Consider the following 14,077-nt stretch of genomic DNA (forward strand, 5'->3'; position numbering starts at 1 on the left):
CCTTCAGAAACTGTGGGAGACACGCAGCGCTACGGCGTAGCCCTGCGCACGGTTACGCGAGTCGAATTCCTTGTAGAGGTGGAACCACACCGGCGGCAGCCCGGGCTGGAAGTAGTTCAGCGCCGGGCCCAGCGCCAGGGTGCGGGCGCGGTTGCCGCGGGTCAGGCCCGGGGCGTCGTCGTCGCTGAGCTGGCGGTAGTAGTAGCCGCCCAGGCCCGCCGTCCACGGGCCGATGTGCTGGCCGACGGCGAATTCGTGGCGATACTCCACACCGTTCCTGTAGTCGGTGTCGGGGTTGCGGGTGCTGAAGTCGGCCTGGAAGCTCGATGAGGCTTCAAGGCCCGAATCGGTGATGTAGCTGAAGTTGAGAATGGGCGAGAACGCCCAGTGGTTCAGGCCCGGGTTGGCCAGGCGATTCTTGTCGTAGTCGCCGGTGGGTGCCTGCACCTGCAGCCAGAAGTTCACGCCCAGGTTGCGCGACGGCTCCCACTGCAGGATCAGCGGCATCACTTGCAGGTCGGCCTGGCGAAACAGGTGGGCGTCGTCAGCGAACACTGTGGTGCCGCCGGCCTTGACCTTCAGGTCCACGTCCATCTTGAAGAACGGCGCCACCAGCCCGTAGCCGTAGCGCGCGCCAAACACCTCGGTCTGGGTCATCTTCAGGTACGCAAAGCCCAGCGACAGCACCCCCAGCGAAATGTCCGTGCCGTTGTCGCGGCCGTGGCTGTCGCGGACCGTGTTGGCCCAGTGGTAGTTGGTGCGCAGGCCCACCGTGCCGTGCGGGGTGGGCGGCGGTGTGAAGCCGGCGCCGAAGTCGTAGACCCCGAAGGCGGTGGTCGGCGCCCCACCCTCGGTGGCGAAGCCGGACGATGCGGCGCCCAGTGAGGCGGCGGTGAGTGCGAGTGTGGCCAGGTTGCGAGTAACGTTCATCAAGCTCCCCCCTTCTTGTTGTTGGCCCACTCAGCCTGGGGGGAATGCGCCGGCGGTGGTTATCCGGATTTGGTAAACCTCACAACGCGGCGCGGGCGCTCTTGAGGGTGTGCGAGGGCAATTGGCCGAACAGCTGGCGGTAATCGGTGGCGAAACGGCTCAGGTGCTCGAAGCCCCATTGCAAGGCGATGTCCTGCACCCTGCCCGCTTCGCTGCGGCGCAGGGCGCGGTGTACCGCATTGAGGCGCAGCACACGCAGGTAGGCCACCGGGTTGATGCCCAGGGTTTGCTGGAAGCAGTACTGAAGTTTGCGCCGGCTGGCGCCGACACGGTTGCACAGCTCCAGGATGCTCGGCGGTGTGCCTGGCTGGGCCAGGGCGCATTCGCGGGCGCGCCGCACCAGCCGCATTCGTGCGTTGGGGGTGACCTCATCGGGGCGGGTGGTGTCGAGCAGGTCCAGCAGATGCAGCAGCAGCGTTTCCCGCATCGCGGTGCGCAGGGTGCTGTGCTCAAGCCACGCGAGCGGCTGCTGGCCGAAGATACCGCCTGCCAGGCGCGCCAACGCCTGGTGCGAACCGTTCGGCCCCAGACGGTAGCACTGCGACAGGGCCCCAAGGTTGTCGGCGATGCCTTGCCGCGCCAGCGCACCGGCCACTTCCCCGGCCGGCACATTGATGCACAGCAGCTCCAGATTGGCCGGGGTACGCAGCACCGGCAGGTCATCGCTGCAGGCCACCAGCAGTCGCGGCTCTTCGATGGAATGGCCGGCGCAATGGAAGGCCCCTGCCCCGCGCAACGGCAGGCTGAAGGTCAGGGTGCCGCGCCCGGCATCGCCGCTCTTGATCATCGCCTGGTTCGACTTGTCCCATACCACCTGCATGCCGTCGAGCCACAGCTCGCCCAGCTGGCCTTCGAAACGCCCCGAAGACACCTGGTCGTAATGCATGTGCCAGCCGTCCAGCGCCAGGGCATGCTCGTCGATGTCCTGGGTGTGGCTGAACCTGATACCGGGAAGTAACGCAGCGGCGCAGTTGTGGTGCATTTTCGAAACCTTTTTGGCTGCCGGGCCGGGTTAGCCAATCGCGTTACAAGTTTCATACCCCTTATTCACCGCCGGGCAAAAGAGTGCCAATTTCGGATAGTGCGCAGCGCCACCGATCAATCGAAAATATGAAAGCAAGGCCCGGATTGGTATAACCGCCCGCCAGCGTTAGCCTCGTATCACCCCCAGAGAAAGGCGCAGCCATGGACACTATCGATCAGGCCCCGGCCCGGCGGCGGCACACAACCGAAGACGACCCGCGCTGGCAGGTGCTCGTGAGCCGCACGCACGTTGCCGGCATCGAATTCGTCTACGGCGTCATCACCACCGGGGTGTACTGCAGCCCCCACAGCCCGACCAGGTTGCCCAAGCCTGAAAACGTGGTGTTCTTCGACAACGCCGCGCAGGCCGAGGCTGCAGGCTATCGGCGCTCGCGGCGCGCCGGCAGCGCCCGCGACGTGGTGGCAGCCCGGCATGCAAAACTGGTGGCCGAGGCCTGCCGCCTGATCGAGGCGGCCGAGCAGGCGCCGAACCTGAGCGGGCTGGCCGAGCAGGCTTGCATGAGTGCCTTCCACTTCCATCGCGTGTTCAAGAAAATCACCGGCCTTACGCCCAAGGCCTACGCCAGCGCTTCGCTGCGCTCACGGGTAAGGGAGCAGCTCACCCAATCGCGAACCATCACCGAAGCCGTCTATGACGCCGGCTACAACTCCCACAGCCGTTTCTACGAAGCCTCGCAGAAGATCCTCGGCATGAAGCCCACCCAATACCGCGCTGGCGGTACGGATACCGATATCCGCTTCGCTGTGGGGGCGAGCGCACTGGGCGCGATTCTGGTGGCGGAAAGCGCCAAGGGCATCTGCGCGATCTCGCTGGGTGACGATGCCAATGCGCTGGTCGAACGGTTTCAGGATCAGTTTCCCAACGCCAACCTGATCGGCGGCGACCCTGAATTCGAGCGGCGAGTGGCTGAGGTGGTGGGATTCGTGGAGTCGCCCGACATGGGCTTGAACCTGCCGCTGGATATCCGCGGCACGGTGTTTCAGGAACGCGTGTGGCAGGCGTTGCGGGAGGTGCCTTTCGGCGCAACCGTGACCTACGCGCAGATCGCCGAACGCATCGGCATGCCCAGTGCGGTGCGCGCCGTCGCCAACGCCTGCGGCGCGAACACACTGGCGGTGGCCATCCCTTGCCACCGCGTGGTGCGCAGCGATGGCTCGCTGTCCGGCTACCGCTGGGGCGTCGAACGCAAGCGCACGCTGCTGGAACGAGAACAGGCCCCGCGCCGGTGAACACCGGGCAAGGGCCTGCACAACGGGTTTACGACAGCACCGGCTCGGCCATCGCCGGCACCGCCAGCGCTTCCATCCCGGCGGTGTGCTCGGTCTTGCGCATCGGCGTGCCGCGCACGGGAGCGCCGTTGGCTTTGTAGTACCGGGCGGTGCTACGCGGCAGCGGTTGGCGCCCTCGGATACGGTCGGCGATCTTCTCGGCCAGCATGATGGTGGTGGCGTTGAGGTTGCCGGTGATGATCTCCGGCATGATCGACGCATCCACCACCCGCAACCCTTCCAGCCCATGCACACGGCCCTGGCCATCGACCACGGCCATCGCGTCGGTGCCCATCTTGCAGGAGCAGGAAGGGTGGAACGCAGTTTCGGCGTGCTCGCGCACGAAAGCGTCGAGCTGCTCGTCGGTGGTCACCTCGGGGCCTGGGCTGATTTCGCGGCCGCGGAACGCGTCAAGCGCAGGTTGGGCAATGATTTCGCGAGTGATGCGAATGCCGTCGCGAAATTCCTGCCAGTCCTGTTCCGAGGCCATGTAGTTGAACAGGATGCTCGGGTGCTCATGCGGGTCGGTGGACTTGATCTGCACCCGGCCACGGCTGGGCGAACGCATGGAGCCGACGTGCGCCTGGAAGCCGTGCTCACGCACGCCGTTGCTGCCGTTGTAATTGATCGCCACCGGCAGGAAGTGATACTGGATGTTCGGCCACTCGAACTCCGGGCGGCTGCGGATGAAACCACCGGCCTCGAACTGGTTGCTGGCGCCGATACCGGTGCCGTTGAACAGCCACTCGGCACCGATGGCCGGCTGGTTGTGCAGCAGCAACGAGGGGTACAGCGACACCGGCTGGGTGCAGGCGTACTGGATGTACATCTCCAGGTGGTCCTGCAGGTTTTCGCCCACGCCGGGCAGGTCATGCACCACTGGCACGCCATGCTCTTGCAGCAACTGCGCCGGGCCCACGCCGGAGCGCTGGAGGATCTGCGGCGAGGCGATGGCGCCGCCGCACAGCAGCACTTCCTTGCGCGCCCGGGCTTCATGGGCCTGGCTGCCGACCAGGTAGCGCACGCCGCTGGCGCGCTTGCCGTCGAACAGGATGCGGTCTGTCATGGCGTGGGTAACGATGGTCAGTGTGTCGCGCTGCTTGGCGATGTCCAGATAACCGCGTGCGGTGCTCGAGCGCCGGCCCTTGGGGGTCACGGTGCGGTCCATCGGGCCGAAGCCTTCCTGCTGGTAGCCGTTGAGGTCTTCGGTGCGCGGGTAGCCGGCTTGCACGCCTGCCTCAACCATCGCCTCGAACAGCGGGTTCACGCCCGGCTTGGCGGTGGTTACGCTCACCGGGCCGTCGCCGCCGTGCCAGTCGTTGGGGCCGGCATCGCGGGTCTCGGCCTTGCGGTAGTACGGCAGGCAGTCCAGGTAGGTCCAGTCCTCAAGGCCCGGCAGGGTGGCCCAGTTGTCCAGGTCCATCGCATTGCCACGGATGTAGCACATGCCGTTGATCAGCGACGAGCCACCCAGGCCCTTGCCGCGCCCGCACTCCATGCGGCGGTTGTTCATGTGCGGCTCGGGGTCGGTTTCGTAGGCCCAGTTGTAGCGCCGGCCCTGCAGCGGGAACGCCAGCGCAGCCGGCATCTGGGTGCGGAAATCCAGGCGGTGGTCGGGGCCGCCGGCCTCGAGCAGCAGCACGCTCACGCCGGCATCTTCGGTCAGGCGGGTGGCGAGCACGTTGCCCGCCGAGCCCGCGCCGATGATGATGTAGTCGTAGTCTTTCATGATGATCTTCTCCTGCGGCCCGTCACTGCGGCGCCTTCACGAATGCCGTTCAGAACACCGAGGCGTAGTCGCCCAGCTCCACCTGCACCGACTTGACCCGGGTGTACTGGGCCAGCGACAGGATGCCGTTCTCGCGGCCCACGCCAGACTGCTTGTAGCCACCGACCGGCATCTGCGCGGCCGATTCGCCCCAGGCGTTGATCCAGCAGATGCCGGCTTCGAGCTGGTGAATCACGCGGTGCGCGCGGGTCAGGTCCTGGGTGACGATGCCGGCGGCCAGGCCGAAGTCGGTGTCGTTGGCGCGGCGGATCACCTCTTCTTCGCTCTCGTAGCTGAGGATGCTCATCACCGGGCCGAAGATTTCCTCGCGCACGATGGTCATTTCGTCGCTGCAGTCGGTGAACACGGTGGGGGCGACATAGGCACCCTGGCCGAAGGCGCCGTCGGTGAGGCGCTCGCCGCCGATCAACAGGCGCGCGCCCTCTTCCTTGCCCTTGGCGATGTAGCCCAGCACGCTCTCCATGTGCGCGAAGCTCACCAGCGGGCCGAAGTTGGTGTTTTCAACGGTAGGGTCGCCCACCCGGATGCGTTTGACGCGCTCGACGATCTTGGCTTCGAACTCGGCCTTCAAGGCGCTGGGCACGAACACCGCGAGTACCGTTGGTGCATACCTGCCCGGAGCTGTAGAAGTTGGCCATCATCGCGATGTCGGCCGCCTTATCCAGGTCGGCGTCGCTGAAGATGATCAGCGGCGACTTGCCGCCCAGCTCCATGGTCACTTCCTTCAGAGTGGACGCCGAAGCGCTGGCCATGACCTTCTTGCCAGTGTCGGTGCCACCGGTGAAGGAGATCTTCTCGATCAGCGGATGTTCGGTGAGCGCGGTGCCCAAGTCACGGCCGCTGCCGGTCAGCACGTTGAACACGCCTGCTGGCAGGCCGGCTTCGGTGTAGATCTCGGCCAGTTTCAGGGTGGTCAGCGAGGTGACTTCGCTGGGCTTGAAGATCATCGCGTTGCCGGCAGCCAGCGCCGGGGCCGATTTCCACAGGGCGATCTGGATCGGGTAGTTCCACGCGCCGATGCCGGCGGTCACGCCCAGCGGCTCGCGCCGGGTGTAAACGAAGGACGTATCGCGCAGCGGGATCTGCTCGCCTTCGATGGCCACGGCCAGGCCTGCGTAGTACTCCAGCACGTCGGCGCCGGTGACGATGTCGACGTAGCGGGTTTCGGAATAGGACTTGCCGGTATCCAGGGTTTCGAGCATGGCCAGCTCGTCGTTGCGCTCGCGCAACAGGTCGACGGCCTTGCGCAGCACCCGCGAGCGCTCCATGGCGGTCATCGCGGCCCACACCTTCTGGCCTTTTTCGGCGCTCTCGATGGCGCGGTCGACGTCTTCACGGTTGGCGCGCTGCACCTTGGCGAGCACTTCGCCGGTGGCCGGGTTGATGGCGTCGAAGGTCTCGCCGCTGCTGGCGTCGACATAACCACCACCGATGTAGAGTTTTTGCAGATCGAAACGGGCCATAAATCCCTCGCGAAGGTGTGCGTGTAGTGAAGGGCCGGCTGCTTGAGCGCCATGCCCGGATTGCAGACAGAGTATTTGTTTTATATTGAACGATCAATCAACAATCGATAAGCTCTGCGACAAAGCGCCACACCCGCCGGCAGATATGCCCGCAAAGTGGTCGCATTAGAGGCCTTCAAAGGCCCTGCGGCGAAAAGACGGCGCCTCAAGGACCGTGACAAAAACCTGCGCCCACTACCCCCAAGCTCTGCCTGGAGCCTTCGTGCAATGAGTTCTGTACCCCTCAAATCGCCGGCACCCGTTCGGCTCAATCGCTCGGTGTTCTACACCTCGGCCACGCTGATCCTGGCACTCACCGCGGTGCTGATCGCCACGCCCGAGGCTGCCGGCCACTGGCTTGGCACCGCGCAGACCTGGCTGTCGCGTACCTTCGGCTGGTACTACATGCTGATGATCGGCGCCTACCTGGTGTTCGTGATCGCGCTGGCCTTTTCCTCGTTCGGCAAGCTCAAGCTGGGCGGGCCCAATGACAAGCCCGACTTCAGCTACGGCGCCTGGGCCGGCATGCTGTTTTCTTCCGGCATCGGTATCTCGCTGCTGTATTTCGGCGCGTCCGAGCCGCTGGACCACTTCTACAACCCACCCCAAGGCACCCCGCAAAGCCTCGACGCTGCGCGCCAGGCCTTGCAGTTGAGCTTCCTGCATTGGGGCCTGCACGGCTGGGCGATCTACGCGCTGGTGGGCCTGGCGGTGGGCTACTTCGCGTACCGCCACGGCCAGCCGCTGGCGCTGCGCTCGGCCTTGCACCCACTGATGAAGCAACGCTGGGTTCAGGGCTGGGCGGGCAACGCGGTGGACGTGTTCGGCATGTTCGTGACCCTGCTGGGCCTGGTCACCAACCTGGGCATCGGCGCGCTGCAGGTGTCGTCGGGGCTTGAGTACCTGTTCGGCTGGCAGCACAGCCAGGCCAACCTGCTGCTGGTGATTCTGGTGATGAGCACCGTGGCCACCATCGCTGCGGTGTCGGGCGTTGAGAACGGCATTCGCCGGCTGTCGAACCTGAACATCATGCTGTTCAGCGGCCTGTTGCTGTTCGTGCTGTTCTTCGGCCCCACGCTGCATCTGATCAACGGCTTCGTGCAGAACCTGGGCGACTACCTCAACGGCATCGTGCTCAAGACCTTCGACCTCTACGCCTACCAGCCCGACCCGGCCAAAGCCGAGCGCTGGCTGGGCCTGTGGACGGTGTTCTACTGGGCCTGGTGGATTTCCTGGGGCCCGTTCGTGGGCATGTTCATCGCGCGCATTTCCCGTGGCCGCACGGTGCGCGAGGTGGTCTGGGGCGTGCTGCTGATTCCGCTGGGATTCACCCTGGCCTGGCTGTCGGTGTTCGGTAACACTGCGCTGGACCTGGTGATGAACCACGGGGCGGCGCAGCTGGGGCAGACCGCACTGACGTCACCGTCGATGTCGATCTACCAACTGCTGGAGTTCTTCCCTGCCGCCAAGCTGGTGGTGGGCGTGGCGGTGTTCGTGGGCTTCGTGCTGTTCCTCACGCCGGCCGACTCGGGCGCGGTGATGATGGCCAACCTTTCGTGCATCGGCGGCGAGGTCGACGAAGATGCACCGCACTGGCTGCGGATCTTCTGGGCAGCGCTGATCACGCTGGTGACGGTGGGGCTGCTGTTCGCCGGCAACTTCGAGGCCATGCAAACCATGGTGGTGCTGGCCGGGCTGCCGTTCTCGGTGGTGTTGGGGGTGTTCATGTGGGGCTTGTACAAAGCCATGCGCGACGACACTGCCAGCGAGCAGGCGCAACTTGAGCTGCTCAGGGCTGAGCGCGACGCCGATGCCCGAAGCCATGAAGCGCTGCTACAGCGCCGCAGTGCCTGAAGCGGCGCTGGGCTGGCACTCGCCCAGCCCAGCGTGCCGGTAGAGGCCGCCCGCGCCAGGCGGGCAGTTTCAGGAAGCAAACAACCGGCTCAGGCAAGCGAGCCTTTTCTTGTAGGTCTGGCGGGCGTCGAGCGCCTGCTCCAGGGTCACCGGCACAAAGCGCGCCTTCTGGTTGGGCTGCATCTGGCCGATCAGGTCCAGGTCGGCGCTGATGACCGTGCCGATCATCGCGTAGCCACCGCCGGAGACCGCATCGCGGTGCAGCACGATCGGTTCAAGCCCCGCCGGCACCTGGATCGAGCCGATCGGGTCGCAGCTGTCGACGATGTTCGAAGGGTCCGAGCCGGCACCGAAGGGTTGCTCGCGCGGTTTGAAGGCCAGCGCGCTGCCGCCCTTGAAGCGGTAGCCGATGCGGTCGGCCTCCGAGCCGACGGTCCAGGTGTCTTCGAAAAAGCCCGCAGCGGCCTCGGGAGTCAGCCGGTCGTGGTACAGGCCCGGCACCACACGCAGGGTGATTTCACCACCCAGCGATTGGCGCAGCGCCATCGGCAGGCTTGCCTTCGCCTGGCCGCGGCCGCTGGGCACCCCCAGCGAAAGCCGATCACCGGCCAGCAGCTTGCGGCCCTGGTAACCGCCCAGCGCACCGAGGGCGTAGGTCGACCGGCTGCCCAGCACTTCGGGCACGTCGATGCCGCCCGCCAGCGCCAGGTAGGCCCGCGCACCACCCCGAGGGAAATCGAACTGCAGCACTTGCCCGGCTTTGACTTCGAAGGCCGTGCTGTGGTGCTGCTCCACGCCATCGACCTTCGGCGCCATGTTCGCGCCGCACACCGCCACCAGCGCATCCTGCTCGAAGGCCAGCTCCGGGCCCAGCAGGGTGCACTCCAGCGCCGCGGCGTTTTCCGCGTTGCCCACCAGGAGGTTGGCCGCGCGCAGAGCGTACTGGTCCAGCGCACCGCACGGCGGGATGCCCAGGTGGTAGTACCCCTCGCGCCCCAGGTCCTGAACGGAGGTCGCCAGGCCCGGCTTGATGACTTCGATCATGCCAACACCTCCTGCAAGGTTTTCGGATAGCCGTCGGGGTCGGCGAGAAACGCGTCCAGCGAAAACACCACGGGGCGGATCTTCAGGTTGAAGCGCCCTGCATCCACCTCCGCCACCGCGTGGTCGTAGGCCGCACGGTCGATGGGTTTGAACTGCACGATGTCGCCGGGGCGGAAGAACACCATGTGCTCCTGCAGGTACGCCAGGCGCTGGGCCGGGTCGTAGATCGGCGCCGGGGTGACACCGAACATCTGATAGCGCACCGGCACCGCGCACCGAGTACGATGCAGCCGAAGCAGCCGCCGTGGCCAAGGGTGTGCTTGGGCGTGTCGGTGCGCGGGCGCAGGTACTTGGGCACCTGCAACTGCCGTTCGCGCTCGACCATCTGGAACATGAACGGCAACCCGGCCACGAACCCCACCATCGACACGAACCACGGCGCACCACTGTGTGCCGCGATGAAGGCGTCGACGTCTGCCAGGCCGTTGATCCGCGCGGCGTATTCCAGGTCCGTGCTGGTGGGGTCCTGGTGACGGTCACGAAAGCGCATCAGGGTTTCGTGGGTCCAGGGGTCGTTGTAGAGCACCGGGATCTCGATGATCCGGGTCTTGATGCTGCGCTCGGCGACCGCCTCGCGTTCGGCGCCCTTGACCGCCTCCAGCAAGCGCTGCGGCGCCAGGCGGTCGGGGTCGAAGCGGATCTGGAACGAAGCGTTGGCCAGGCACACGTCCAGCACCCCGTCCAACGCCAGCCGCTCGACCGCGCGAGTAATCGCCATGCCCTTGAAGAACGCCTCCAGCGACATGCTTTCGCTGACTTCGGCGAACAGATGTTCGTCGGCGCCGAAGCTGTAGCGGATCGAATCACTCATGCCTCATCTCCTTGGCCACGCCTGGCCAGCCAGCCTTCCAGCGTGTTGGTGTGAAATTGCGCCTGATGCAGCCAGGGCTGCTCGAGCAGCTCGGCGTGCAGGCCCAGTGTGGTCGCCATGCCGCTGAGCGTGGTGCCGGCCAGCGCCTCGCGGGCACGCTCCAGTGCCTGGGCGCGGTCCCGGCCATGCACCACCAGCTTGGCCAGCAGCGAGTCGTAGTAAGGCGGCACGCGGTAGCCTTCGAACAGATGGCTGTCCACCCGCACGCCCTCGCCTTGCGGCCAGGCCAGCGTTTGCACCGTGCCCGGGCTTGGGAAAAAGTCGCGCTCGGGGTCTTCGGCGTTGATGCGCAGTTGCACGGCGGCGCCGTCGAGGCGAATGTCGCTCTGCTGCAAGCCCAGTGGCTCGCCGGCGGCAATGCGCAGCATGGCCTGCACCAGATCGATACCGGTCACCATTTCGCTGACGGTGTGTTCCACCTGGATGCGGGTGTTCATCTCGATGAAGAAGAATTCGCCGGTGGCGTCGTCGTAGAGGTACTCCAGGGTGCCAGCGCCCTGGTAGCCGATGCTCTCTGCCAGGCGCACCGCACTGGCGCACAGGGTATCGCGCTGGCTGGCGCTGAGCACTGGCGACGGGGCCTCCTCGAACAGCTTCTGCCGGCGGCGCTGCAAGGAGCACTCGCGCTCGAACAGGTGCACGGCGCGCTGGCCGTCGCCCAGCACCTGCACTTCGATGTGCCGCGCGCGTTCGATGAACCGTTCCAGGTACAGGCCGCCATTGCCGAATGCGACCTGAGCTTCGAGCTGAGCACGTGGGAATTCCACAGCGAGCTGCTCAGCGTCGGCGGCCAGGCGAATGCCGCGCCCGCCACCGCCGGCCGAGGCCTTGATCAGCAGCGGGTAGCCCACCGCCTCGGCCGCCACCAGCGCCTCGCCAACGCTTGCCAGCTCTCCCTCCGAGCCCGGCACCACCGGCACCCCGGCCTGCTGCGCGGTGCGCCGGGCTCGGGCCTTGTCGCCCATGCAGCGGATCACCTCGGCGCTGGGCCCGACGAAGATCGCCCCGGCGTCGGCCACAGCCTCGGCGAATTCGGCGTTTTCAGCGAGAAAGCCGTAGCCCGGGTGCACGGCATCCGCACCGCTGGCCTTCAGGGCCGCGATCAACGCGTCGATGTTCAGGTAGCTTTTGTCGGGGCGCGGTGGGCCGAGCACCTGCACTTCATCGGCCATGCGTACGGCGAGCGAGTCGACATCGGCCTCGCTGCAGGCCACCACCGTCGGGATCCCCAGTTGCCGGGCGGCACGGAGGATGCGCACGGCGATCTCACCGCGGTTGGCCACCAACAGTTTGCTGATTGCAGTCATGGCGCCGCCTCACTTCACACTCAAGGTGGCCACGGCCTGCCCCGGCTCGACCGGGTCGCCGTCCTCGACCAGGAACGCCTCCAGGGTGCCATCGGCGCCTGCGGTGAGTTCGGAAAACTGCTTCATCACCTCGATCAGGCCGATCACGGTGCCAGCGCTGACAGCCGCACCTTCCTCGGCGTAGTTGGGTGCGTCCGGAGAAGCCTTGCGGTAGAAGGTGCCGGGCAAGGGGGTCACAACGGTGTGTTCGGCCATGTCTGTTCCTGTTGTTGGATGCGTTATCAGAAAGGCAGGCAAAAAAGGTAAGGCGATTGGAAAGCCCTGGCCTGTGAGCGGCCGGGTGTTTTCAGCTGAAAGCGCGGACCTCGATCCCCGCCGCATCCAGCCGTGTTCGGGTTGCCTCGGTCAGGTCCAGCGCGCCGGGTGTGTCGCTGTGCAGGCAGATCGAGTCGAAAGCGATGTCCAGGTCTTCACCCTCGACGGTGCGCACCTTGCCCTGCTGGCAGGCACGCAGTACGCGTTCGGCCACTTGCTCCGGCTCGTAGGCACGAGCCTTGCGGGTGAAGACGATCGAGCCGCTGAGGTCGTATTCGCGGTCGGCGTAGAACTCGCGTACCACCGGCTGGCCCAGAGCGGTGGCGACCTGCCAGATCACCGAGCCGGGCATGCAGTACAGCCATAGCTCAGGTGCTACCCGCCGCAGGCTCCGCACCAGCAAGGTGGCGGCCTGTTCGTCACGGGCCAGGTGCATGTACAGCGCGCCATGGGGCTTGATGTGTTGCAGGGTGAGGCCTTGGCAGGCAGCCAGCTCGCGCAGTGCGCCGAGCTGGTAGAGCATGTCGTCCACCAACTCCTGGGCCGGGGCCTGGATATGCCGTCGGCCGAAGCCGACCAGGTCACGGAAGCCCGGGTGCGCCCCGACAGCCACGCCCTGCTGGCGGGCGCGCTCCAGCGTCTTGCGCATGGTGCTCGGGTCGCCGGCATGAAAGCCGGTGGCGATGTTCGCCGAACTGATCAAGCCCATCAGTTGCTCATCGACACCGTCGCCGATGGTCCAGGGGCCGAAGCCTTCGCCCATGTCCGAATTCAGATCTACCGCCTGCATGCCGCTGGCTCCTGCTGTGAGTGCGTGGCCACAAAAGTAGGGCTCGCGGCGCCCCCTTGGGAAGATCTATTATCAGATCGCCATCGTTCTGAAAAACAGATACCCGCCGGAGCCCGCATGTCCCTGACCCTGCGCCAGATCCGCTATTTCATCGCCACCGCCGAAATCGGTCAGATCTCGCAGGCAGCGATCCACCTGAACATCTCCCAGTCGGCAGTCACCACCGCGATCAAGGAGCTCGAAGCGCTGCTGGGGACCTTGTTGTTCCAACGCTCGGCCCAAGGCATGAGCCTGACCGACGCAGGCCGGCATTTTCTCAACCGCGCCTATGTGATTTTGCGCAGTGTCGATGACGCGTTGAACAGCCCGCTGCCCGACGCGAGTGCCAGCGGCCTGCTGAGCCTGGCCGCCAGTTACACGGTGCTGGGCTACTTCCTGCCGCATCACCTGCAACGGCTCGAACACTGGCACCCGGACGTGCGCATCCAGGTGCACGAGCGCGAGCGCCAGGCCATCGAAGAAGGCTTGCTCCAAGGCGAGTTCGACATGGCTGTGGTACTCACCGCCAACCTCACCCACCCCGATATCTTTTCCGAAACGCTGTTCAACTCCGAACGCAGGCTCTGGTTGCCGCACCAACACCCGCTGTGCGAGCTCACCAGCGTGAGCCTGCGCGAAGTGGCCGAGCAACCGTACATCTCGCTGACAGTGGATGAGGCCGAGCAGAGCGCCATGCGCTATTGGGCCAAAGCCCGGCAACGCCCGAACATCCGCGTGCGCACCAGTTCGGTCGAGGCGGTGCGCAGCATGGTCGCCAACGGCAGCGGCGTGGCGATCCTTTCAGACCTGGTACACAGGCCTTGGTCATTGGAAGGCAAGCGCATCGAAACCCGCACCCTGAGCGATGAGGTCACGCCCATGAGCGTGGGGCTGGCCTGGCACCGGGAACGGGCGTTCACGCCGGCGATGCAGGCGTTACGGGATTATTTTCACGGGGCGTTTCTGGCGCCGCAGCAGCAGGCGGCACGGCGGTGAGGGCGCGGTGCGGCCTGCGCGGCTCGGCCTGCGCGGCCCGGCAGCTCAGCTCGGCATGAGCTAATACCCAATGATTATTTCCCCCTGACCTCACCCCTCGTTTAGCGTGCCGGCTCATATCACGCACTCGGCACGGCCGCTGACTACCACCTCCTGAAGCCGCTCCACTGCCTGGTCGCGACGCCTCTCATCGTTCAAGGGCCGTCC

General features: G+C 65.9%; 10 protein-coding genes and 2 pseudogenes. 3 read left to right on the top strand and 9 right to left on the bottom strand.

The window, feature by feature from the left end; all coding sequences use genetic code 11:
* Window positions 1-3: 3 nt before the first annotated feature.
* Both LN139_RS14215 and LN139_RS14220 read right to left on the bottom strand, forming a co-directional pair.
* Window positions 4-930: a SphA family protein gene (locus tag LN139_RS14215; RefSeq protein ID WP_236354485.1), complete on the bottom strand. Its 927-nt coding sequence runs from the start codon at window positions 928-930 to the stop codon at window positions 4-6.
* 79 nt (window positions 931-1,009) lie between these two features.
* A complete protein-coding gene (locus LN139_RS14220; RefSeq protein WP_236354487.1) occupies window positions 1,010-1,972 on the bottom strand; it encodes a helix-turn-helix domain-containing protein in 963 nt (320 codons plus the stop codon).
* 203 nt (window positions 1,973-2,175) lie between these two features.
* Between LN139_RS14220 and ada the strand changes: the two genes are divergently transcribed.
* Window positions 2,176-3,264, top strand: a complete 1,089-nt coding sequence (gene ada, locus LN139_RS14225; RefSeq protein ID WP_236354488.1) for a bifunctional DNA-binding transcriptional regulator/O6-methylguanine-DNA methyltransferase Ada — start codon at window positions 2,176-2,178, stop codon at window positions 3,262-3,264.
* Window positions 3,265-3,292: 28 nt separating this feature from the next.
* Here ada and betA read toward each other — a convergent pair whose 3' ends face one another.
* Both betA and betB read right to left on the bottom strand, forming a co-directional pair.
* Window positions 3,293-5,032 (bottom strand): choline dehydrogenase, encoded by a 1,740-nt coding sequence (gene betA / locus LN139_RS14230; protein ID WP_442964316.1) that lies wholly within the window; start codon window positions 5,030-5,032, stop codon window positions 3,293-3,295.
* A 49-nt stretch (window positions 5,033-5,081) separates the two neighbouring features.
* Window positions 5,082-6,555: pseudogene (gene betB / locus LN139_RS14235) on the bottom strand (betaine-aldehyde dehydrogenase).
* A 267-nt stretch (window positions 6,556-6,822) separates the two neighbouring features.
* Between betB and LN139_RS14240 the strand changes: the two are divergent.
* A complete protein-coding gene (locus tag LN139_RS14240) occupies window positions 6,823-8,448 on the top strand; it encodes a BCCT family transporter (protein WP_442964317.1) in 1,626 nt (541 codons plus the stop codon).
* Window positions 8,449-8,517: 69 nt separating this feature from the next.
* Here the strand turns inward: LN139_RS14240 and LN139_RS14245 are convergent, their stop codons facing one another.
* From LN139_RS14245 to LN139_RS14265, 5 genes and pseudogenes are all read right to left on the bottom strand, one after another.
* Entirely contained in the window at window positions 8,518-9,492 is a 975-nt protein-coding gene (locus tag LN139_RS14245) for a biotin-dependent carboxyltransferase family protein (RefSeq protein WP_236354490.1), read from the bottom strand.
* Window positions 9,489-10,363: pseudogene (locus tag LN139_RS14250) on the bottom strand (5-oxoprolinase subunit B family protein). The gene LN139_RS14245 and the pseudogene LN139_RS14250 overlap by 4 nt, the downstream one beginning before the upstream one ends.
* Window positions 10,360-11,730, bottom strand: a complete 1,371-nt coding sequence (locus LN139_RS14255; protein ID WP_236354491.1) for an acetyl-CoA carboxylase biotin carboxylase subunit — start codon at window positions 11,728-11,730, stop codon at window positions 10,360-10,362. Before LN139_RS14255 ends, LN139_RS14250 begins: the two are co-directional and overlap by 4 nt.
* 9 nt (window positions 11,731-11,739) lie before the next feature.
* Complete coding sequence (locus tag LN139_RS14260) at window positions 11,740-11,985, bottom strand: acetyl-CoA carboxylase (protein ID WP_236354493.1); 246 nt, start codon at window positions 11,983-11,985, stop codon at window positions 11,740-11,742.
* Between the two features lie 91 nt (window positions 11,986-12,076).
* The gene (locus LN139_RS14265; protein WP_236354495.1) at window positions 12,077-12,835 is read right to left on the bottom strand and encodes a 5-oxoprolinase subunit PxpA; all 759 of its coding nucleotides are present in this window, start codon (window positions 12,833-12,835) and stop codon (window positions 12,077-12,079) included.
* 117 nt (window positions 12,836-12,952) lie between these two features.
* Between LN139_RS14265 and LN139_RS14270 the strand changes: the two genes are divergently transcribed.
* Window positions 12,953-13,870 (top strand): LysR family transcriptional regulator, encoded by a 918-nt coding sequence (locus LN139_RS14270; RefSeq protein ID WP_236354497.1) that lies wholly within the window; start codon window positions 12,953-12,955, stop codon window positions 13,868-13,870.
* Window positions 13,871-14,077 lie beyond the last annotated feature (207 nt).

This window comes from Pseudomonas sp. KNUC1026 (genome assembly GCF_021650705.1).
Classification (GTDB): Bacteria; Pseudomonadota; Gammaproteobacteria; order Pseudomonadales; family Pseudomonadaceae; genus Aquipseudomonas.

Coding starts and splice junctions, on each gene's coding strand:
- LN139_RS14215 (WP_236354485.1), bottom strand. CDS start 930: ATGAACGTTACTCGCAACCTGGCCACACTCGCACTCACCGCCGCCTCA.
- LN139_RS14220 (WP_236354487.1), bottom strand. CDS start 1,972: ATGCACCACAACTGCGCCGCTGCGTTACTTCCCGGTATCAGGTTCAGC.
- ada (WP_236354488.1), top strand. CDS start 2,176: ATGGACACTATCGATCAGGCCCCGGCCCGGCGGCGGCACACAACCGAA.
- betA (WP_442964316.1), bottom strand. CDS start 5,032: ATGAAAGACTACGACTACATCATCATCGGCGCGGGCTCGGCGGGCAAC.
- LN139_RS14240 (WP_442964317.1), top strand. CDS start 6,823: ATGAGTTCTGTACCCCTCAAATCGCCGGCACCCGTTCGGCTCAATCGC.
- LN139_RS14245 (WP_236354490.1), bottom strand. CDS start 9,492: ATGATCGAAGTCATCAAGCCGGGCCTGGCGACCTCCGTTCAGGACCTG.
- LN139_RS14255 (WP_236354491.1), bottom strand. CDS start 11,730: ATGACTGCAATCAGCAAACTGTTGGTGGCCAACCGCGGTGAGATCGCC.
- LN139_RS14260 (WP_236354493.1), bottom strand. CDS start 11,985: ATGGCCGAACACACCGTTGTGACCCCCTTGCCCGGCACCTTCTACCGC.
- LN139_RS14265 (WP_236354495.1), bottom strand. CDS start 12,835: ATGCAGGCGGTAGATCTGAATTCGGACATGGGCGAAGGCTTCGGCCCC.
- LN139_RS14270 (WP_236354497.1), top strand. CDS start 12,953: ATGTCCCTGACCCTGCGCCAGATCCGCTATTTCATCGCCACCGCCGAA.